We start from the raw sequence: 19,322 nt of genomic DNA, 5'->3' as shown, positions 1-19,322 counted from the left end.
GGGGGATGCGATGCCCTTCCGAACGCGTTGGGCCGTATCGGCCGATCTTCCACGGATCGAGGCGCTGATGCGTCTGGCGATCGACCGGTTGCAGGATGCGTTCCTGTCGCCGGAGCAGATCGTCGCCAGCCGCGCCTTCATGGGGCTGGACACCCAACTCGTCGCAGACGGCACCTATCTGCTGGCCGAGACCGAAGCGGGCGAGCTGGCCGGCTGTGGTGGCTGGAGCTTCCGCGCCACACTCTACGGGGGCGATCACACCACGGCGCAGCGCGACCCGAAAAGGCTCGATCCGGCCACGGGACCGGCCCGTATTCGCGCCATGTATACGCACCCGGCCTTCGCACGCCGGGGTGTGGGCAAGCTGGTGCTCGAAACCTGCGAACGCGCGGCGTTCGAGCAAGGGTTTCGGGAGGCGGAAATGATGGCGACGCTGAGCGGTGAGCCGCTCTATCGGGCGTGCGGCTACCGTCCGGTCGAACACACGGAAGCGGTGGTGGACGGCATCGCCGTGCCGCTGATCAGGATGCGTCGCAGCCTCGGCGCATCCTGATCCGGGCAACTACAGCCCCATTAGCGACAGGTCGACTGTGCTGGACAGGGTTTCGCCCGGCTGGAGCACGGACAAACCGCGATCCTCGATATCCGGACGGTTGATCGCGTCGGTCATGTTGCTGGCCGGTTCGACCGCGATGAAATCCTTGCCCGGCGGCGTGAACACCACGAGATGGTCGAACGGCGCCTCGGCGCGGATGGTAAGCGCCAGGTTGCGCGACGGCCAGCGGATGAAGGCCTGACGGTTCCAGCCGGCGAAGCAATTGTCGAGCGGTGTGCCGTCTACTTCGCGCATCGGCTGGAAGCGGTAGGGCGCGTGGTCGGCGACGGACAGGCGTTCCTTCGGAAGTGAGTCTTCGCCTGCGATCCAGACGCTGTCTGCGGAAAAGCCGAGTTCGACGTCGCCGCCGCGCGGAAAGAACGGATGGAAGCCGAGCCCGACCGGTTGCGGCCGGTCGTCTGTGTTTCTCACGGCGATGCGGACTGAGAGACCGTCGTCGCGCAGCGCGTATTCGATGCAGGCGTCGTAGCGGAACGGCCATTGATCGGCCGGATCGCGCGGCGGCTCGTGCGACAAGGTCAGCATCGTGACGATGTCGTCATGGGATTCGACCGACCATTCCCGCATCCAGGCATTGCCGTGGATCGTATGCGGTTCGCCGGCGAAATTCTCGGCCAGTCGGAAGCTTTCGTCGCCGAAGGCGAAACGTCCATAGCCGACCCGGTTGGAAAACGGGATCAGCGGGTAGGCCGCAACCGCGCGCCGCTTCTGGGCGATCAGGTTCGGGTCCACCACCGGATGGAGGATCGGCACGCCGTTGCGCGTCCATGCGGTGAGCGCGCCGCCGCAGGCCGGGTCGATCTCCAGGACGCTGTTGGCGGTTCTCATGGACAGCATGGCGGAAAGCTCCTGTGTTCAGACCCAGAAAACGGGCGGACGGCCCGGTCGTTCAATCGCGCCGGTCGCTCTGCAATTCGCCGCGCATCATCGTCACGCAGGCGCCGCCGACATGGATCGCGCCGTCTTCAGACACCGAAACACGAATCTCGCTCGGACGGCCCATGCGCACGCCCTGGGCGATGGTGAAGGAAAGCGGGCCTTCCAGCGCGCCGAGCAGGCCGCCCAGGGCGGCGGCGGCGCTGCCAGTGGCCGGATCTTCAGCAATGCCGTCCAGAGGCGCCAGCATGCGGGCATGGACGCGATCGGTGCCGCTGTGGGCGTAGAGGTAGAGATTGCGCGTCGCATGCTCCGCACCGAGACGCTCGGCCAACAGGCGTTCGTCCACCGTGGCGGCATCCACCGCATCCGTGTCGCACAGCCTGATCAGCAGGAAGGGCAGACCGGCGGAACCGATCAACGGAGGGTGCGGGTCTGTCAGCACGGCGTCGGCCGGCAGCTGGAGGATACGCGCGAGCAAGGCTGCGTCGAGACGCTCGCCCTGTTCGAACCGACGCGGTGCAGTGAGTTCGGCGCCGGCCAGGATTCCGTTCGTCCATGTCGGCCGGACCGGCACCAGCCCCGCTTGTTCCTCGAACCGGAATGTCTCCGGAACCGGTTCGCTGCGTCGTCCGAGTTCGTCCGCAAGCACGAAGGCGGTGCCGACATTCGGGTGACCGGCGAAAGGCAACTCCCGCTCCGGCGTGAAGATGCGCACCCAAGCGTGATGCGCCGGATCGGCGGGCGGAAGCACGAAGGTGGTTTCGGAATAGCCGAACTCGCGCGCGATGTGCTGCATCGCCGGCGTGTCGAGGCCGGCGGCGTCGAGCACCACGGCGAGCGGATTGCCGCCGAAAGGCTGGTCCGTGAATACGTCCACGGTGACGTAACGGCGACCCATCATCCTCTCCCGTCTTGCCCGAACCCTGTCGGGCACGCGACCATGCCCCGGCCGAGCGGGGAAGGAAACGGGTGCATGAGCTGGATCGAACCGGTGACGTTGGAAGGTCCGCGCGCGACCCTGGTGCCGCTCGACCCGGCGCATCATGACGCCCTGGTGCGGGCGGCAAGCGACGGCGAGCTCTGGCGGCTTTGGTACACCGCTGTTCCCTCGCCCAACACCATGGCGGGAGCGATTGCCGACCGGTTGGCGATGCGCGATCGCGGCGAGATGCTGCCGTTCACCGTGCTCGACAGCGCGACGGGCGAACCGGTCGGGATGACGTCCTACGGGAATATCGACCACGCCTCGAAGCGCGTGGAGATCGGCTGGACCTGGTATGCGAAACGGGTGCAGCGGACCGGGCTGAACACGGATGCGAAGCGCCTGCTGCTGACGCATGCGTTCGAGGCGTTGCAGTGCATCGCGGTCGAGCTGCGCACGCATGCGCTCAATCTCGCCAGCCGCCGGGCGATCGAGCGGATCGGCGCGCGTCTGGACGGCATCCTCCGCCATCATCGGCTGACCGAGAACGGCGAACTGCGCGACACCTGCGTCTACAGCATCATCGCGCCGGACTGGCCGACCGTGCGGACGCATCTGCGCTGGCTGCAGGAGCAGCCGCGCTGAACGCTCAGCCGCGTCTGCGGCCACCGCCCTTTCGCTTGGCCGGATCGTAACCGCCGCCGCCCGGACCCAACGGCTCCGGCGTGCGCGATTTGGATGAGGACCGGCCCGCGCGGGAATTCGGCGAAGGCGGTGGCGGTTCGATGCCGAGATCGAGCGCTTCGAGGCGCTTGAGTTCATCGCGCAGACGGGCGGCGGTCTCGAATTCCAGATCGGCGGCGGCGGCGCGCATGCGCTTCTCGATATCGGCGATGGCCGCCTTCAGATCCTTGCCGACCATGTCGGTGACGCCGGCATCCTTGACCGGGGCCACGGTGACGTAGTCCTGCTCGAACACCGAGGCGATCGCCTCGCCGATATGGGTGCGGACCGATTGCGGCGTGATGCCGTGCGCCTCGTTCCATTCCGATTGTTTGGTGCGGCGGCGCTCGGTCTCCTCGATCGCGTAGCGAAGGCTGTCGGTCATGGTGTCTGCGTAGAGCAGCACGCGGCCGTCGACATTGCGCGCGGCGCGGCCGATCGTCTGCACCAGGGAGGTGCGCGAGCGCAGGAAACCTTCCTTGTCGGCATCGAGAATGGCGACGAGCTGGCATTCCGGAATGTCCAGGCCCTCGCGCAGAAGGTTGATGCCGATCAAAACGTCGAAGGCGCCCAGACGAAGGTCGCGGATGATCTCGATGCGTTCCAGCGTGTCCACGTCGGAATGGAGGTAGCGCACCTTGATGCCGGATTCCGTCATGTACTCGGTGAGGTCCTCGGCCATGCGCTTGGTGAGCGTGGTGACGAGGACACGCCCGCCCCTGGCGATGACGATGCGGCATTCCGCCAGAAGATCGTCCACCTGACGTTCGACGGGCCGGATTTCCGTCACCGGATCGATCAGACCCGTCGGCCGGATCACCTGTTCCGCGAACACGCCTTGCGCGCGCTCCAGCTCCCAGGGGCCCGGCGTCGCGCTGACATGGATGGTCTGCGGCCGGAATCGCTCCCATTCGTCGAAGCGCAGCGGACGGTTGTCGAGGCAGGACGGCAGGCGAAAGCCGAATTCGCTCAGGATGGATTTGCGTGCATGGTCTCCCCGCTCCATGCCGCCGATCTGCGGCACGGTGACGTGGCTTTCGTCCACGATCAGCAAGGCGTCTTCGGGCAGATATTCGAACAGGGTCGGCGGCGGCTCGCCGGGGCGACGCCCGGACAGATAGCGGGAATAGTTCTCGATGCCTTTGCAGGCGCCCGTGGTCTCGATCATCTCGAGATCGAAGGTGCAGCGCTGCTGCAGGCGTTCGGCTTCGAGAAGCTTTCCTGTGTCGGTGAACTCCTGAAGCCGCTCGCGTAGTTCCTGCTTGATCGAGATGGTGGCCTGATTCAAGGTCGGGCGCGGCGTGACGTAATGGCTGTTGGCATAGATGCTGATCTCTTCGAGATCGGCGGTCTTCTCGCCTGTCAGCGGATCGAATTCGACGATGCTGTCGATCTCGTCGCCGAACAAGGACACGCGCCAGGCGCGGTCCTCGTTCTGCACCGGAAAGATATCGAGCGTTTCGCCGCGGACGCGGAACGTGCCGCGTCCGAACGCGGCGTCGTTGCGACGGTACTGCTGCTCCACCAGCGCCTTGACCAGCACGTCGCGCGCGATCTCCCCGCCCACCTGCAGCTTTACCACCATACGCGAGTAGGTCTCGACCGAGCCGATACCGTAGATGCAGGACACGGAGGCGACGATCACCACGTCGTTGCGCTCCAGCAGCGCCTGGGTGGCGGCGTGGCGCATACGGTCGATCTGCTCGTTGATCGCGCTGTCCTTCTCGATATAGGTATCGGAGCGCGGCACGTAGGCTTCGGGCTGATAGTAGTCGTAATAGCTGACGAAATATTCGACGGCGTTCTCCGGGAAAAACTGCTTCATCTCGCCATAGAGCTGCGCCGCCAGCGTCTTGTTCGGCGCCAGGATCAGGGTCGGCTTCTGTACCGCCTCGATGACCTTGGCCATGGTGAAGGTCTTGCCCGAGCCGGTGACGCCCAGCAGCACCTGATCGCGCTCGCCCGCCTCGACGCCCGCCACCAGCTCGCGAATCGCCGTCGGCTGGTCGCCAGCCGGCTCGTAGGGCGAGACCACTTTCAGCGTGTTCGTCTTCGCCTTGGCCGGCTGGCGCTGCGGCTCGAACTCGGTCACAAGCGGCGGCGCGCGCTCCGGCTTGCGCTTGGCGGAGCGGGACGGCTTTGCGGGCAGCGTTTCTGACATCCCCCGAAAGTGGCGATCGCTGCCCTCGCCCGCAAGGAGATTGCCGCCATACCACCGCCCAAAACCCCATCCGGCATCACCGTCGCCGTGCGTGCCCAGCCGCGCGCCGGGCGTAACGCGATCCTCGGCCCCTATGAGGATGCGGCCGGGCGTCGCGCGCTGCGGATCGCCGTGACCGATGCGGCCGAGGATGGGCGCGCCACGCGGGCGGTCTGTGCCGTTCTGGCCGAGGCCCTGGGCGTTGCCCCGAGCCGGGTCAGCGTGCGCAGCGGCGCCGGGGCGCGGAACAAGGTTCTGGTCGTGGAGGGCGATCCGACTGTGCTGGGCGCCCGGCTGGACGCGATCATGCAGCCGGGCTGAACCCCTGCCCGCTCACCGCCGGCGCGGTTCGGGGGTGCAGACCGTTTCCGGCGTATTGCCGCCCGGACGGGAGATGCTGGGCACGCGGTCGCCGGTCCAGTTCAAACGCCACAGCCCGCCCTGACGTAGATTCGTCACCATGCTCGGCCGGAATGCGACCAGACAGGTGCCGCCCGGATGGCGCACGGAGGGGTAGACGAGGCCGTTGCTGGCCAAGCCGATGCCCGTGTCCTCGCTGTCGCGCAGACGACGCGCCAGCGCCTGCCCGGCGCGATAGGACGGACCGATATCGTCGCCGAGCCAGGCGCCCTGCGCGCCGGGACCACGCAGATCGTGAAACGGACCGACGAAATCGGCCAGCATCTCGGCATAGTCGGTGGTGTTCTCGTAGCGGCCGATCGCGTCGAGCTCACGCGTCAGATGCCACGCGACCTCGCGGAGAGAGGTTTCGGCATCGAACGAGCAATACCAGGCGCCGCGACGGTCGTCGTTGAAGCGGTTTCCGCCCGGGCGGACATGGGTGAAGGCCGCGTTGACGAAGCTGTCGTTGGGACGGCCGAACACCAGCTCCGCCGGATCGAGATCCGGCAAGCCGCTGGATGCGGCCTGGAGACGAACATTGCTCAGGCTTTCCAGAGCGGCCAGATCGTTCAGCGCATCATCGCTGGCGGCCAGAGGCGCCAGGACCGGCGCTTTCAGGCGACCGCTGGGGATCAGCCGCACCGTGTCGCGCTGCTGGATGCGACAAAGGGGCGGGACGAAATCGGCCGGCGGGGGCGCCGGCTCTGTTCCAGGCATCGTCATGTGCTCACAAGCCCCCGCGCAGCGCGTCGACATGCGCGCGGATATCGAGCAAGCCCGGAATGCCGCGCTCGATGCCGATCTCCAGCGGCGGACGGCCGCCGAACAGCGGGCCGCGATTGGGCAGCTTGATCCACTCGTCGGCGAGCTTCTCGGAGAACAGCAGACGCAGGCCTTTGAACACGCCGACCAGCACGCTGATCCGGGTCAGCATGTCCTGGGACAGGATGAAGGGCCGCTCCGGACTGCCGGTTTCGCCCTTCTTGAGCCGGAACCAGGAGCGTTCGGACATGTCGCCGAGCAGTAGGCAGGTTTCCTCGGTATTGAGTCGCCACAAGGAGGCGAGACGGATCATGCCGTCGACGGCGGCCGGGGTCAGGCGCAGTCGGATGGCCGGATCGGACAGGTTCAACAGGGTCGAACCGGGACTGGCGGCGGTTTCCACCGATTTTAAGGTGAAGCTGGCGCGCATGGTTGCCTCCTGGCAGGTTATATACTGCCAAATGGCAGCAACTGCAAGTCCGGCGAGTCCTGCCGGTTGGCATAGCTTGACTGTCCCAACCGCGTTGCGCACATCCGGCGCATGTCGAATGCCGCATCCCCCTTCGTTATCCCGGAAGAAGACAGTGCCGCCGCGGCGATCGCGGCGATCGGCGAGGAACTGGCGCTGTTCGACGACTGGACCGAGCGTTACGGCTTCATCATCGAGGTGGGCCGCAAATTGCCGCCTTTCCCGACTGAATGGGCGAACGATGCCCATCGCGTCCCGGGATGCCAGAGCCAGGTCTGGCTGGAATCCGTTGTCGAGGACGGGGTGGTGCGCTTCGCCGGCGCATCCGACGCGGCGATCGTATCCGGTCTGGTGGCACTGCTGTTGCGTGTCTATTCCGGCCGTAGTCCGGAGGAGATCCTGCGCACTGACCCGGTGTTCCTGAAGGAGCTCGGCCTGCTGGAAGCGCTTTCGGCCAATCGCGGGAATGGTATCGCGTCCATGACCAAGGCGGTGCAGCGCGCCGCTGCCGAAGCGGCGCGCTGATGTTCACCCCTAGAGAATAAACCGCGAGAGATCGCCTTTCTGCGCCAGCGGGGCGACGCGGTCACGCACGGCGGCGGCGTCGATGCGGACGCTGTCTCCGGGGCGGTCGGAGGCGGTGAAGGAGATCTCCTCCAGCAGACGCTCCAGCACCGTCGCCAGACGGCGCGCGCCGATATTCTCGACACGCTCGTTGATGTCAGCGGCAAGATCGGCCAGGGCGTCGATCGCGTCGTCGCCGAATTCTAGCGCCACTTTCTCCGTCGCCATCAGCGCGCCGTACTGCTTGAGCAGCGAGTGTTCCGGCTCCACCAGGATGCGTCGCAGATCGTCACGCGAGAGCGGCGCGAGCTCGACACGGATCGGCAAACGTCCTTGCAACTCCGGCAACAGATCGGACGGCTTGGCGAGATGGAACGCGCCCGAGGCGATGAACAGCATGTGGTCGGTCTTCACCGGTCCATATTTGGTGTTCACCGTCGTTCCTTCGATCAACGGCAGCAGGTCGCGTTGCACGCCTTCGCGGCTCACATCGCCGCCGCGAAAGCCGCCTTCGGACGAGCGCGCGCAGACCTTGTCTATCTCGTCGAGGAAGACGATGCCGTGATCCTGCGCATGGGCGATGGCTTCACGAGTGATGGCGTCGTTGTCGAGCAGACGATCGGCCTCCTCGCGATTCAGGGCCTGACGCGCGGACTCCACACTCATCCGACGCGGTTGGGCATTGCGACCCATCATGCCTTTCATCATCTCGCCGAGATTGATGATGCCGGCCGGCGGCATGCCGGGCACATCCATCTGGCCGATCGGCTGGCCGGCGGGCTCGGCGACCTGGACTTCGACCTCCTTCTGTTCCAGCTCGCCATCGCGGAGCATGCGGCGGAACTTGCTCTTGGTTTCCGCCGAGGCCGTGGCGCCGACCAGCGCATCGACGAGCCGATCCTCGGCCGTCTTCTCCGCCGTCGCCTGTACGTCGCGACGGCGGATGTCGCGCAGCATGGTCAGGCTGACCTCGACCAGATCGCGGACGATGCTTTCCACGTCGCGGCCGACATAACCGACCTCGGTAAACTTGGTGGCTTCGACCTTCAGGAACGGCGCCTGGGCCAGCTTGGCGAGACGGCGGGCGATCTCGGTCTTGCCGCAGCCGGTCGGGCCGATCATCAGGATGTTCTTGGGCACGACCTCGTCGCGCATGCCCTCGGCGAGCTGCGCACGGCGCCAGCGATTGCGCAGGGCGATGGCGACGGCGCGCTTGGCGTCGTTCTGGCCGACGATGAAACGATCGAGTTCGCCGACGATCTCGCGCGGGGAATAGGTGGGAACGTCCATCAGCCGATGGCCTCCACGATCACGGAATGATTGGTGTAGACGCAGATATCGCCGGCGATGCGCATCGCCTTGCGGGCAATCTGTTCCGCGGAAAGGCCGTCGATATCGATCAGCGCGCGGGCGGCGGACAGCGCGTAATTGCCACCGGATCCGATGGCGATAACCCCGTCTTCCGGTTCCAGCACGTCGCCGTTGCCGGTCAGGGTGAAGGAGCGGGTCTCGTCAGCCACTGCCATCATCGCTTCTAGACGACGCAGATAACGGTCCGTCCGCCAGTCCTTGGCCAGTTCCACGCAGGCGCGTTCGAGCTGGTTCGGATAGCGCTCGAGCTTGGCCTCAAGCCGTTCCAGAAGGGTGAACGCGTCGGCCGTGGCACCGGCAAACCCCGACAGGATGGTGCCGTTCGGGCCGATACGGCGCACCTTGCGCGCATTGCCCTTGATCACCGTCTGCCCGAGCGTCACCTGCCCATCGCCCGCCATCGCCACCTGACTGCCCTTGCGCACGCACAGGATGGTGGTTCCGTGCCAGCCGATCGGATCGTGGCTGGCGCTCTGATTGCTCTGCATGGGGATGAGAGATAGCGCACGGCGAAGGCGCCGCAAGATGTGGTCAAACACAGCGACAGAATATGTATCAAAATCAAGACGTTCTTGTGTCGTTTCGATCTACATGTTATTTGATTGCATGGGCGTTTCGATCGGCGGACGCCGTTTTCGAGGTCGCCCGCACATGCTCGTCTTTTCCGGAAAAGAGCTTGTCGCGCACTGGAACGAGGGCGAAAGCGACTATCTGCTGGTAACCTTCGACCAGCTCAACCACGAGGGCGTCGCCGAGACTCATTTCCTGCTGCAACCGCAGGTCGTGCCGGGCCGGATTTCCTGCATCGGCGTCACGACGCGACAGAAGAATTTCTACCGGTCTCCGGAGATCGCCGACGTCGCGGCCGCCGTCGCCAGGGTCAGGGGCGACCGGCCCGTGATCGTGTTCGGCCAGTCTGCGGGCGGTTACGCGGCTTTGAAATATTCCGGCCTGCTCGGCGCCGACTACGTGATCGCATGCTCTCCTTTCTTCGCCGTCCGGGCGGAGGAACTCGGTTTGTCGGACGACAAGCAGAGACGCATCCTCACCCATATGATGTCGACGCACGGGGTCGCGGACAGGCCCGAGTTCGACGGCATGGCGATCCGCCCGGAGGACGTGAGCGGCCGTGTCGCCGTGCTGTACGATCCCGGCGAGATGGTGGACGCCTACGCCGTCCGCCTGATCCGCAAAGCGATCCCGGATGCGCAGGTCTTCACCGTTCCGCACGCCGGCCATGTGATCTATGACGGAAGCTGGAGCACGGCTATTCTGGAAGCGCTGTTTGCCGCCATCCGGTCGCCGGACCGGGAACAGCTGGGCCCCGTTCTGGCTCAGTTGCGGCGGCGGCAGATGCCGTTCCTGGTGCGGATCCTGACCAAGGCGGCGAACCGCAAACCCGGCTTGTTCGTCGCCGCAATGGGCGCCAAGCGGATCACGAAGCATCCGAACTACCGCGACCTCGCCGGCTCGCCCTTCAATCTGCGCGCGATCAACCTCCTGGTCGAGCGGGGCGATCATGCTCTGGCGGCGTCGCATCTCAGCACGGTGATACGCGCCTATTACGGTTTCGAGATCCGGCCGGCACGATGGGATGCCGGGGTGACGGCCGCCGGGATGCTGGAGCGTCACCGCTGTCTGGTGCTGTCCGTTCACGGCACCTTCCTGTGCTGGCATGCGGAAGACGGCTACGCCCGCTTCGAGCCGCATCCGTTCAATCTGGCCAGCCGCCTGCCGATCGTCGCGTCCATTCGGGACGGGCGCACCGTGTTCGCCACCGTGTCGGAGGGGGTCGAAACGGAGATTCGTCTGTTCCCGGCGGATTCCGAGTTTGCCGACGCTCCGGATCAGCTGATTTCCCTGGATGGAAACGGCATCGCGCTTGAAAATCACGGGCGGTATCTGGGAGCGACCCCGGACGGTGCGCAACAGGTCTTTCCGATGGTGAACTATCAGCAGCGGATGATGCTGCTGCCGATCGCAGACAACAGCGCCTTGTTCCAGAAGAAGCAAGTCAGCTGGTTCGACAGGGCGGTCGAGGCCGAGGCCAACGCGACCGCTCAGGTCGCGGTCAAGACGGTGCAGCGGGCGACCCCGCGCTGGCGGCGTTTGTTCGGACGCGGGTGAGCGTGTCGCCGGTCAGGCGCCGGCGGCGGTCGGTAGGCAGAGCTGGAACGACGTTCCGGCCCCCGGTGCGGTTCGGACCCTCACGGCGCCCCCGATCTGCTGAATGAAGCCATAAACCATCGACAGGCCGAGGCCGGTGCCGCGTCCGACTTCCTTTGTGGTGAAGAACGGTTCGAAGATCCGCTGCGCCACCTGCGGCGTCATGCCGCTGCCGGTATCCTCCACCGCCACCACGACGCAACCGTGTTCCGGGATCGCGCCTGTCAGCAGCATATGCCCGTCCTCGGCGGCCAGACACGCAGAACTGGCTGTGCGGAGGGTGATGGTCCCCTCGTCCTGCATCGCGTCGCGCGCATTGATGCACAGATTAAGCAGCGCCAGTTCAAGCTGGGCCGGGTCCACCAGGACCTCCGCGAGCCCCTCCCCTAGTGCGTAGACGAAACGGATGTCGCGCCGGTCGATGCTGCGGACCAGCAGGTCGCCCATCGCCTCCACCAGACCGTTCACCGCCACCGGCACCGTCGCCGTATCCTGCTGCCGGCTGAAGCCGAGCAGGCGCTGGGTCAGTGCAGCCCCGCGTTCGGCACCGGCGATCGCGGTTTCCAGAAGCCGGTTGAGACGCGCATCGTCGCCGGCCGCGCGCTGGGCCAGTTCGAGGCTGCCGAGAACCGCGGTGAGCAGATTGTTGAAATCATGCGCGACACCGCTGGCCATGGTGCCCAGCGCCTGCATGCGGTCGGCCTGGCGCAGCCGGTCTTCCATCAGCTTCTGTTCGGTGATGTCGCGCTCGAAAGAGGCCAGGATCGCCACGGACCCGTCGCTGTCCCGTAACGGGCCGCGCAAACGCTCGTGCCAGCGCATGGAAGGTCCCGTCCCGCTGCACCACACGGCAACGCCGCCTTCGCCGCTGTTGATCGCCGCGGCGTCCAGCCGGGCGATCCGCTCGAGCGCGGCAGCCTCGACCGTACCGGCAGCCATCTCCTTTTCGGTGCGGCCGAGACAAGCATCCGGTGTCGCGCCCCATTGCGCCGCCGCCGCCTGATTGATGCGTACGAAACGGCCCTCGCGGTCCTTGAACGACAGCCCGTCACGCGTGCCGTCCATCAAGCCCTGGAGCAGCATCTGCTCGAGGCGCAGCGATCGTGCCAGCCGCGCCCGGTCCGATGCCTGCCGGACCATCGACAACAGCGCCATCGGCTCCCACGGCTTGTGCGCGTAGCCGGAAATACGGCCCTCGTTCAGTGCCGACACCACGGCGCTCAGATCGGCGTAGCCCGTCAGAAGGATCGCTTCCGCATCCGAAACCTCGCGCGCCCGGCGCAGGAACACGTCGCCGGTCATGACCGGCATGCGCTGGTCGGACAGGATCACCGACACGAGCGGTTCGGCGGCGAGAAGGCCCAGCGCTTCCTCCGGCGCCGTGCTGGACAGGATGCGATATTCGTCCTCGAGCAGGTCCTCCAGCGCCACCAGGATATCGGGTTCGTCATCCACCAGCAGCAGGGTCGGACGGTCCGTCGCGCCATGGCGCAGGGCGCGTGCGAGCAGGGTTTCCTTCATGCCGCCGTCTCTGTGGAGACCTGGCTGCCAGCAGGCACCGACACGACGAAGCGGGCCCCACCGCCTTCCGGCGTGTCCAGTACGATCGCGCCGCCATGCGCACGCACGACGTTGTATGCGATGGCAAGGCCAAGCCCGGTGCCAGAGCCGACCGGCTTGGTGGTGAAAAACGGTTCGAACACGCGCTCGCGCAATGCGTCCGGCACGCCCGGGCCGTTATCGGCGATCGAGATGGCGTAAATGTTGTTGTGAAACGTCGTGTCGATGCGGATCACGCCGGGTGCCGCACCGGCCGGGCGTTCGTTCAGGGCGTCCGCGGCATTGCCGACGATGTTCATGATCACCTGGTTCAACAAGGCAGGCTGGCAGGAAAGGTCGCGTGGTGCGTCGAAGCGGCACTCCACGGTGATCCCGGTTCCAAGCTTGTGCGTCAACAGGGTCAACACCGTTTCGATCGCATCCGGCACGTCGACGCTTTGGTGTTCGCTTTCATCCAGGCGAGAAAATTTCCGCAGGTTCAGCACGAGGTTCTGGATGCGTTTCAGCCCCAAACTCATCGCCGAAACCCGTTCCCGCGCCTTGTTCAGTTTCGGCGTAATCTCAGGGGGCAGAGCCGGCCCGGCCGTTTCGGCGATCTGTTCCAGCAGACGAGTCACCGTTCCCTGATGGGCGACGATGAAGGCGAGCGGATTGTTGATCTCGTGCGCGATGCCGGCCACCAGCTCGCCCAGCGACGCCATCTTCGCCGCCTGCACCAGCTTGCCCTGCGCTTCCCGCAACTGCTCGTTGGCCTCGGCCAGGGCCTCGGCCAGGGCGGCCTTGGCGGCATGGGCGGCGGCCTCCTCGCGGGCGCGATCGATCGCCGCCTGACGGCCGCGCAGCTCCGTCTCGATCCGCGCGGTCTCGTCCTGCAGCAGCTTGCGGCGCACCATCGCGCGAACGCGCAGGCCGATGGCTTCGGTGCCCACGCCGCCGGGAACAACGTCGTCCACACCGGCGCCATAGGCGCGCGCCACCAGCAGCCGCCCTCCCGCGCGTTCACCGTTGCCCAGCCCCAGGATACGGAGCGAGGTCGTCGGCGCATCGTCGCCCTGTTCGGCATCAGTGCGCAGGCGGTGGATGTTCAGCCAGGCACAGAGGGCGATGCCGTCGAAGCGCTGCGCTTCCAGATCGATCACGACGCAATCCACCACGCCCCGTGTTCTGGAGACCGCGTCGACAAGATTGTTTTCCGGATCGTCGAGGATCTCGGCCTCGTAGCCTTCGCGTCCGAGCAGCGTCGCCAACGTTTCCGCCGCGTCACGGCGCTCGTGCAGCAGCAGGATGCGCGCACGGCGGAACACACCCACCTCGCGTCCGAACCCGGTGGCGACACCGCCCCGGTCGGAAGCCGGCTGAGTGCCGCTCTGGCGCAGCAGGGCGGTGATTCGCAACAGGATCAGAGACTGATCGGAGGATTTGGGCACATAGGCGTCGGCGCCGCTTTCCAGCCCTTCCCGCTCCAGCCCGGGTTCCGACGCTTCGGTCAGCATCAGCACGGGCACGGTGCGCGTGCGCACATTCAGCCGCAATGCCCGTACCAGCTCGCCGCCGCTCATGCCCGGCAGATGGTAGTCACATACCACGAGATCCGGCACGGACGCGTTCAGACAATCGAGCGCGGCTTCCGCACTGGCGGCGCGCTCGACGGAAAACCCGCCGCGTTCCAGAACCCGGCGGATCATCAGCGCCTGGGTATCGGAATCCTCGACCAGAAGGAGCTGCCCGTTGTTTCCGCCGGCGCTCATCGCGACAGGCTCCGGCCGCGCGGACCCAGCAGCCCCATGATGGTCGGGGCGATCTCGTCGATCGGAAGGCTGGCGCAGGAGCCGCCGAGGCGCACGGCCACGGCGGGCATGCCGTAAACGACCGCAGTGGATTCGTGCTCGGTGATGGTGGCGCAATTCTGCCGGCGCATCGCCACCAGTCCGGCCGCGCCGTCATCGCCCATGCCGGTCAAGAGAACACCCAGCGCATGCGGACCGAAACGTGCCAGGGAGTCGAACAGGATCGTCGCCGAAGGGCGCTGGCCGGACACGGGGCCGCTGGAGTCGAGCCTCACGCGCATTCCTGTGCCGGACAGAGCCAGATGTCGGTCGCCGGGCGCGACATAGACATGGCCGGGTTCGAGAACCTCATTGTCCCTCGCCACGGAAACACGCGGCGGCACCAGACCGTCGAGCCAGTCGGCGAACCCTTCCACGAACGGTGCGCCGATATGCTGCACCAGCAGGACTGGCAGCGGAAAGGTGTCGGGAAGGCCACCCAGCAGACGCGCCAAAGCCTGCGGCCCGCCGGTGGAGGCCGCCAGGCCCATGATTTCGGCCTGGGCGACGGTCTGCAGCCCGCCACCCTGACGCTCCGGAACCGCCTTTTCCGCCAGAACCACGCTGCTCCGACGCCGGATCACCGGCACCTCACTCATGATGGCGAGTTGCGTGGCGATGGTGCGGGCCGCGGCGGGATAGGCGCCGCCGTCGAACAGGCCGCCAGGCTTCTCAACCACGGCCAGCGCGCCGGAACGCAGGGCGTTCATGGAGATGCGCAGCGAGGCATCCTCCACCGCATCCGCGATCACGACGATTGGGGTGGGAAATTCCGCCATGATCCGGCGTGTGGCCTCCAGCCCGTCCATGCCTGGTAGCCGAATATCCATGGAGATCACGTCGGGTCGCAAGGTCGGGATCGCTGCCAGAGCCGCTTCGGCGGTTTCCACGGCACCGGCCAAACTCAGCCTGGGATCGGACTGGATGATATGGGTGAGCAGACGGCGGATCACCGGCGAGTCTTCCACCACCAGGACCCTCGCGGGCGCACGTTCGGTCATGGCAGGAACTGCCGGATCACGGAAAGAAGGGCCCCCTGCTCGAATTCTTGTTTGGTCAGATAGGCGCTTGCTCCCAGCTCGAGCCCACGCCGGATGTCGCCCGGATCATTGCGGGAGGTCATCAGCACGATAGGCGTCGCTTTCAGGGAAGGATCGGCCTGCATCGCTGCCACGAGGCCGAACCCGTCCAGCCGCGGCATCTCGACATCGGCCACCACGATATCGATCTCGCATTCGGCGCTGCGCAACACGTCCAGAGCCTCCAGCCCATCCACCGCGATCAGAACAGTATAGCCCTGAGCCTGGAGGATGGTCTTTTCCAGGGTGCGGGTCGTGATCGAATCGTCCACGACCAGAATGGTGAAACGGCGTCGCGCCGGTCGGCCCGGCAGTGTTCCGGACGCAGGCAGAACCGTCCCGCCATCCCGTTGCCGCGTCCAAGCGCCCAGCAAACCCTCCGGTTCCAGCACGAGAACGGGTCTGTGATCGCCCAGCAGCGCGACGCCTCCCACCAAAACGCGGTCGATGCCGACGATGGCGGGCGGTTGCACCACTGCTGTCTGGACCGAACGGAGGCGGTCCACCAGCACGGCGATCTCTCCCGAAGCGCTCTTCATCACCACAAGGGGCACCTCTGACTGGACCGGCATGTCCGCGCCGAGCCCAAGCAGGGAAGAAAGCGGCCATACCGGCAGCGTTCTATCGATGGCGATCCTGGCCAGAAACCCGGCTCCGTCGCGCTCGATCGCGTCCCCGCGCAATCTGTAGAGCCTGCTTATCGCATCGCTCGGCAGCGCCAGGAGTTGTCCTCCCGTCTCCACCAGAACCAATGTCTGGCGCCGCGCGGACAGCGGCACGCACAGCGTGATCGCGGTGCCACGCAGGGTGCCGGCCGGGTCCCGCAACGCACGCATCGTGGCCTTGCCACCCAGACGCAGCGCCGCCTCGGCGACGATCGACAACCCCATGCCACGGCCGGACAGACGATCGACCGCCGCCGCCGTAGAAAAGCCGGGCTCGAAACATAGCGCCAGGATGTCCGCCTCGTCGGGTGGCGCGGCGTTGGCCGGCAAGAGCCCCTGGGTGCGAGCATGAGCAAGAATGGCGGATAAATCCGGCCCGGCACCGTTGTCTCCGACCTCCACCGATAAACGGCCGGCGCGGATCGACACGGACAAAGAAACGGCGAGACCTTCGGTCCCTCCCCCCTCCGACAGGCGACGCCCCAACCCATGCGCCACGGCGTTGCGCAGCAGCTGGATCACCGGATCGCGCAGCGCCTGAAGCACCCCGCGATCCGCACGCAGCGCCATGCCGTCGAACCGCACGGCGATCTCGGCGCCGCGCTCGCGGCCGAGCCCTCGCGCCATGGCCGCCAGCGGACCGAACACGCTTTCCGCGGAAACCAGTGCCACGCGCTCGACCTGGGCCCGCAAGGCGATGACAGTTTGTTCCCTCTGCCAGTCCTCATAACGGCCTTCGCGCAAACGGGCGCCGGTGGCGTTCAGCAAGGCACGCAGGCCGCCGGCGATCTCAACTGTCTCGCACCGTCCGGCATCCTGGCGGTCGCACAGAAGCAAAAGCTTCTGCAGCGCCGCGCGATGATCGAGCAGCCATTGCCGGCCTTGCTCCTGGCCGAGCATGGCGTCGGATGCCGCCTGGACGCTTTCGACCAGCTGGTCGATCTCCCGCGACGATACCCGCGAACCGGTATCCGATACCGAAACCGGACCGGCAGCCGGGATCAAGATCGACATCGCTTCCGGCGCCGTCGCGTCCGGTTCGGCGACACTCTCCGGCTGTGGAAGCAGATCGCCACGCATGTCGGCCTCGATCGCGTCCAGGCCGCGACGCACCGTCTCGATATCGTCCGATGGCAGCGCCCGCGCGGTTTCCACCGACGCGAACAGCAGCGTTTCCAGATCATGCGAGATCTGCTCGATGCGCGGCAGATCGACTGCCCTCGCCGCCCCTTTCAACGAATGGGCGCGCCGGAACACGTCGCGCAGAGCCGCCCCGGACACCTCTCCGCTTTCCAGAACGGCGCGCATCGCGGTCAGGTGGTCGCGGTATTCGCCCTCGAACGCATCGAGCAGCTCCCGACGCAGATCGAACGCGTCGAACGGATCGTCCTCAGGCGGAGGCTGGAGGGGCACGATGTCAGGTCCGGAACCGCTCCGAGGTCGACATCAGTTGGCGCGACAATTCGCCCAGTCCGTGTGCGGCGGATTCGAGTTGACGCGTGCCGGACGCCGTCTGCTGACTGGCCTGACGGATGTTCTGCAGCGCCACCATCACCTGTTCGATGCCGAGCTGCTGCTGGTTGGTGGAAGCCACGATCTGCTGAAAGGTCTGCACCGCATCCTGGATCCCGGCCGCCATGTCCTCGATCGTGGCTTCGGCGGTTTCGGTACGCTCGCGCCCGGCGGCACCACGCTTCACCGCTTCCTCCGTCAGCATGACCGACGTGTTGATGCCGCGCTGGATGTCGCCCAGGATCGTCCGCACCTGAGCGGTCGCGTCCTTGGCCTGATCGGCCAGGATCTTCATCTCCGTTGCGACCACGGCGAAAGAACGGCCGTGTTCGCCGGCCGACGCGGCTTCGATCGCCGCGTTCAACGCCAGGAGATGCGAACGTTCGGAGATGTCGTTCACGCTGTTGACGATCTCGCCGATGGCTTCAGTCTTCTCGCTCAGTGCCACGATGTTGGCCGCGACCGCTTCGCCCTGCTGCTGCACCTGCTCCATCGCACGGCCGGACTCACGCACCGCACGCAGCCCATTCTCGCTGGCGAGTTGCGTCGCCTGGGCGGTGGCGATCACGTCCTGCGCACGCCGGCTGATCTGCGCGCCGGAATGGGCGATCTCGTCCACGGTGGCGGCGGTCTCCTGCACGGCCGCGAGTTGTTGCTCCACGCCCGCCGCTTGTTCCTGGGTCGAGGCGCGGATCTCGGCCACCGACACGTTGAGATTGCCGGTCGCCTCGCGCGACTGCACGGCGATCGCGCCCAGTCCTTCCACCATGCGGTTGATCACCCCGCCCAGACGCGCGATTTCGCTGCGTCCCGAATCCAGAGCATGCACGGTCAGGTCGCCGGCACCGATGCGCTCGGCCACCTCCACCAGACGGCCGATCGGCCCCACCACGGCGCGGCGCGACAACACGGTGATGGTGACGGACACGATCAAGGCCAGCACAAGCGCGATGGCGATCGACCAAACACTGGCCGAATAGGCCTCGGCAACGTGGGCGCGTCCGAGCTGCACGCTGTTGTCGAGCGCTGCATCGAGACGCAGCATCTCCTCGTCGAAACGGCGCCGGTCCGCCAGGAGCGTGGCTTCGGCGCCGGCCGCCGCCTGGTCGTCATTGTTGCGCAGGACGGCGAACAACGTGCGCGTATCCACCTGCACCTGCTGCAAGGTGGCATCCAGGTCCGGCAGCATGGCGCCGATCGCCACCCAGTTCTGATGACGCGCATAGCCGGTGGTGATGTGGTTGGCGTAGTCCGCGACCAGAGCGTGCAAACGCGCCATGCCCGCCGATGTCAGATCCGATTGCCGCTGCCATGCCGCCACCGCGGCGTCGAAGCCGTCTGCGGTATTGATGCCGAGCCTGCGCTTCAGCGCCTCGTTCGAAACGAACTGCCGCAGCCGGATCATCTCGGCATGCGAATCGTGCACGGCGTCGGCCTGCCGATACGCGGCCATGTCGCGCGTCACCACGGCCTCGTTGGACGCACGCACATCGGCGATCTCGCCGACAGCCAAGACGCCGATGCCGAGCATCATCGCCATGGTGAAGCCGAAACCCAGCAGGAGCCGTCTGGAAATGGTCACGGGCATCGGGCTCCGAGTGGGAGG

At 66.4% G+C, this 19,322-nt stretch carries 17 protein-coding genes; 5 read left to right on the top strand and 12 right to left on the bottom strand.

The window, feature by feature from the left end:
* Positions 1-10: 10 nt before the first annotated feature.
* The gene (locus tag ACZ5BM_RS01470; RefSeq protein WP_498909568.1) at positions 11-553 is read left to right on the top strand and encodes a GNAT family N-acetyltransferase; all 543 of its coding nucleotides are present in this window, start codon (positions 11-13) and stop codon (positions 551-553) included.
* A 9-nt stretch (positions 554-562) separates the two neighbouring features.
* Here ACZ5BM_RS01470 and ACZ5BM_RS01465 read toward each other — a convergent pair whose 3' ends face one another.
* Positions 563-1,453 (bottom strand): aldose 1-epimerase, encoded by an 891-nt coding sequence (locus ACZ5BM_RS01465; RefSeq protein ID WP_498909567.1) that lies wholly within the window; start codon positions 1,451-1,453, stop codon positions 563-565.
* Between the two features lie 52 nt (positions 1,454-1,505).
* Positions 1,506-2,396 (bottom strand): PhzF family phenazine biosynthesis protein, encoded by an 891-nt coding sequence (locus ACZ5BM_RS01460; RefSeq protein WP_498909566.1) that lies wholly within the window; start codon positions 2,394-2,396, stop codon positions 1,506-1,508.
* 72 nt (positions 2,397-2,468) lie between these two features.
* Here ACZ5BM_RS01460 and ACZ5BM_RS01455 point away from each other — a divergent pair, with 72 nt between their 5' ends.
* On the top strand, positions 2,469-3,062 hold the full coding sequence (locus ACZ5BM_RS01455) for a GNAT family N-acetyltransferase (protein ID WP_498909564.1): 594 nt from the start codon (positions 2,469-2,471) through the stop codon (positions 3,060-3,062).
* A gap of 4 nt (positions 3,063-3,066) precedes the next feature.
* On the opposite strand, the gene uvrB is transcribed toward ACZ5BM_RS01455, so the two are convergent.
* On the bottom strand, positions 3,067-5,301 hold the full coding sequence (gene uvrB / locus ACZ5BM_RS01450; RefSeq protein ID WP_498909563.1) for an excinuclease ABC subunit UvrB: 2,235 nt from the start codon (positions 5,299-5,301) through the stop codon (positions 3,067-3,069).
* A 9-nt stretch (positions 5,302-5,310) separates the two neighbouring features.
* On the opposite strand from uvrB, the gene ACZ5BM_RS01445 reads away from it, so the two are divergent.
* Positions 5,311-5,661 carry a DUF167 domain-containing protein gene (locus tag ACZ5BM_RS01445; RefSeq protein WP_498909562.1) on the top strand — a complete coding sequence of 117 codons (351 nt, stop codon included), beginning with the start codon at positions 5,311-5,313 and terminating at the stop codon, positions 5,659-5,661.
* 12 nt (positions 5,662-5,673) lie between these two features.
* Here the strand turns inward: ACZ5BM_RS01445 and ACZ5BM_RS01440 are convergent, their stop codons facing one another.
* Both ACZ5BM_RS01440 and ACZ5BM_RS01435 read right to left on the bottom strand, forming a co-directional pair.
* Positions 5,674-6,459 carry an RES family NAD+ phosphorylase gene (locus ACZ5BM_RS01440; RefSeq protein WP_498909561.1) on the bottom strand — a complete coding sequence of 262 codons (786 nt, stop codon included), beginning with the start codon at positions 6,457-6,459 and terminating at the stop codon, positions 5,674-5,676.
* A gap of 10 nt (positions 6,460-6,469) precedes the next feature.
* Complete coding sequence (locus ACZ5BM_RS01435; RefSeq protein WP_498909560.1) at positions 6,470-6,934, bottom strand: DUF2384 domain-containing protein; 465 nt, start codon at positions 6,932-6,934, stop codon at positions 6,470-6,472.
* 111 nt (positions 6,935-7,045) lie between these two features.
* Between ACZ5BM_RS01435 and ACZ5BM_RS01430 the strand changes: the two genes are divergently transcribed.
* Positions 7,046-7,498 (top strand): SufE family protein, encoded by a 453-nt coding sequence (locus tag ACZ5BM_RS01430; protein WP_498909559.1) that lies wholly within the window; start codon positions 7,046-7,048, stop codon positions 7,496-7,498.
* 9 nt (positions 7,499-7,507) lie between these two features.
* Here ACZ5BM_RS01430 and hslU read toward each other — a convergent pair whose 3' ends face one another.
* Both hslU and hslV read right to left on the bottom strand, forming a co-directional pair.
* Positions 7,508-8,827 (bottom strand): ATP-dependent protease ATPase subunit HslU, encoded by a 1,320-nt coding sequence (gene hslU / locus ACZ5BM_RS01425; RefSeq protein WP_498909558.1) that lies wholly within the window; start codon positions 8,825-8,827, stop codon positions 7,508-7,510.
* The gene (hslV, locus tag ACZ5BM_RS01420; RefSeq protein WP_498909557.1) at positions 8,827-9,396 is read right to left on the bottom strand and encodes an ATP-dependent protease subunit HslV; all 570 of its coding nucleotides are present in this window, start codon (positions 9,394-9,396) and stop codon (positions 8,827-8,829) included. Before hslV ends, hslU begins: the two co-directional genes overlap by 1 nt.
* Positions 9,397-9,433: 37 nt before the next feature.
* Here hslV and ACZ5BM_RS01415 point away from each other — a divergent pair, with 37 nt between their 5' ends.
* Complete coding sequence (locus ACZ5BM_RS01415) at positions 9,434-11,035, top strand: alpha/beta fold hydrolase (RefSeq protein WP_498909556.1); 1,602 nt, start codon at positions 9,434-9,436, stop codon at positions 11,033-11,035.
* A 12-nt stretch (positions 11,036-11,047) separates the two neighbouring features.
* On the opposite strand, the gene ACZ5BM_RS01410 is transcribed toward ACZ5BM_RS01415, so the two are convergent.
* From ACZ5BM_RS01410 to ACZ5BM_RS01390, 5 genes are read right to left on the bottom strand one after another with little or no spacing between them, the layout of a single operon-like run.
* Positions 11,048-12,595, bottom strand: a complete 1,548-nt coding sequence (locus tag ACZ5BM_RS01410) for an ATP-binding response regulator (RefSeq protein ID WP_498909554.1) — start codon at positions 12,593-12,595, stop codon at positions 11,048-11,050.
* Positions 12,592-14,382 (bottom strand): response regulator, encoded by a 1,791-nt coding sequence (locus ACZ5BM_RS01405; RefSeq protein ID WP_498909553.1) that lies wholly within the window; start codon positions 14,380-14,382, stop codon positions 12,592-12,594. The genes ACZ5BM_RS01410 and ACZ5BM_RS01405 overlap by 4 nt, the downstream gene beginning before the upstream one ends.
* The gene (cheB, locus tag ACZ5BM_RS01400) at positions 14,379-15,461 is read right to left on the bottom strand and encodes a chemotaxis protein CheB (protein ID WP_498909551.1); all 1,083 of its coding nucleotides are present in this window, start codon (positions 15,459-15,461) and stop codon (positions 14,379-14,381) included. Before cheB ends, ACZ5BM_RS01405 begins: the two co-directional genes overlap by 4 nt.
* A complete protein-coding gene (locus tag ACZ5BM_RS01395) occupies positions 15,458-17,617 on the bottom strand; it encodes a hybrid sensor histidine kinase/response regulator (protein ID WP_498909550.1) in 2,160 nt (719 codons plus the stop codon). The genes cheB and ACZ5BM_RS01395 overlap by 4 nt, the downstream gene beginning before the upstream one ends.
* 4 nt (positions 17,618-17,621) lie before the next feature.
* Positions 17,622-19,304, bottom strand: a complete 1,683-nt coding sequence (locus ACZ5BM_RS01390; protein WP_498909548.1) for a methyl-accepting chemotaxis protein — start codon at positions 19,302-19,304, stop codon at positions 17,622-17,624.
* Between the last annotated feature and the right edge of the window lie 18 nt (positions 19,305-19,322).

It is taken from the genome of Lichenicola sp. GTC18331, from assembly GCF_055386855.1.
Note: the sequence above shows the minus strand (reverse complement) of the source record. Positions and strands in the feature narration are given on the sequence as shown.

Coding starts and splice junctions, on each gene's coding strand:
- ACZ5BM_RS01455 (WP_498909564.1), top strand. CDS start 2,469: ATGAGCTGGATCGAACCGGTGACGTTGGAAGGTCCGCGCGCGACCCTG.
- hslV (WP_498909557.1), bottom strand. CDS start 9,396: ATGCAGAGCAATCAGAGCGCCAGCCACGATCCGATCGGCTGGCACGGA.
- ACZ5BM_RS01460 (WP_498909566.1), bottom strand. CDS start 2,396: ATGATGGGTCGCCGTTACGTCACCGTGGACGTATTCACGGACCAGCCT.
- ACZ5BM_RS01465 (WP_498909567.1), bottom strand. CDS start 1,453: ATGCTGTCCATGAGAACCGCCAACAGCGTCCTGGAGATCGACCCGGCC.
- cheB (WP_498909551.1), bottom strand. CDS start 15,461: ATGACCGAACGTGCGCCCGCGAGGGTCCTGGTGGTGGAAGACTCGCCG.
- ACZ5BM_RS01410 (WP_498909554.1), bottom strand. CDS start 12,595: ATGAAGGAAACCCTGCTCGCACGCGCCCTGCGCCATGGCGCGACGGAC.
- ACZ5BM_RS01435 (WP_498909560.1), bottom strand. CDS start 6,934: ATGCGCGCCAGCTTCACCTTAAAATCGGTGGAAACCGCCGCCAGTCCC.
- uvrB (WP_498909563.1), bottom strand. CDS start 5,301: ATGTCAGAAACGCTGCCCGCAAAGCCGTCCCGCTCCGCCAAGCGCAAG.
- ACZ5BM_RS01440 (WP_498909561.1), bottom strand. CDS start 6,459: ATGCCTGGAACAGAGCCGGCGCCCCCGCCGGCCGATTTCGTCCCGCCC.
- ACZ5BM_RS01430 (WP_498909559.1), top strand. CDS start 7,046: ATGTCGAATGCCGCATCCCCCTTCGTTATCCCGGAAGAAGACAGTGCC.
- ACZ5BM_RS01405 (WP_498909553.1), bottom strand. CDS start 14,382: ATGAGCGCCGGCGGAAACAACGGGCAGCTCCTTCTGGTCGAGGATTCC.
- hslU (WP_498909558.1), bottom strand. CDS start 8,827: ATGGACGTTCCCACCTATTCCCCGCGCGAGATCGTCGGCGAACTCGAT.
- ACZ5BM_RS01470 (WP_498909568.1), top strand. CDS start 11: ATGCCCTTCCGAACGCGTTGGGCCGTATCGGCCGATCTTCCACGGATC.
- ACZ5BM_RS01390 (WP_498909548.1), bottom strand. CDS start 19,304: ATGCCCGTGACCATTTCCAGACGGCTCCTGCTGGGTTTCGGCTTCACC.
- ACZ5BM_RS01415 (WP_498909556.1), top strand. CDS start 9,434: ATGTGGTCAAACACAGCGACAGAATATGTATCAAAATCAAGACGTTCT.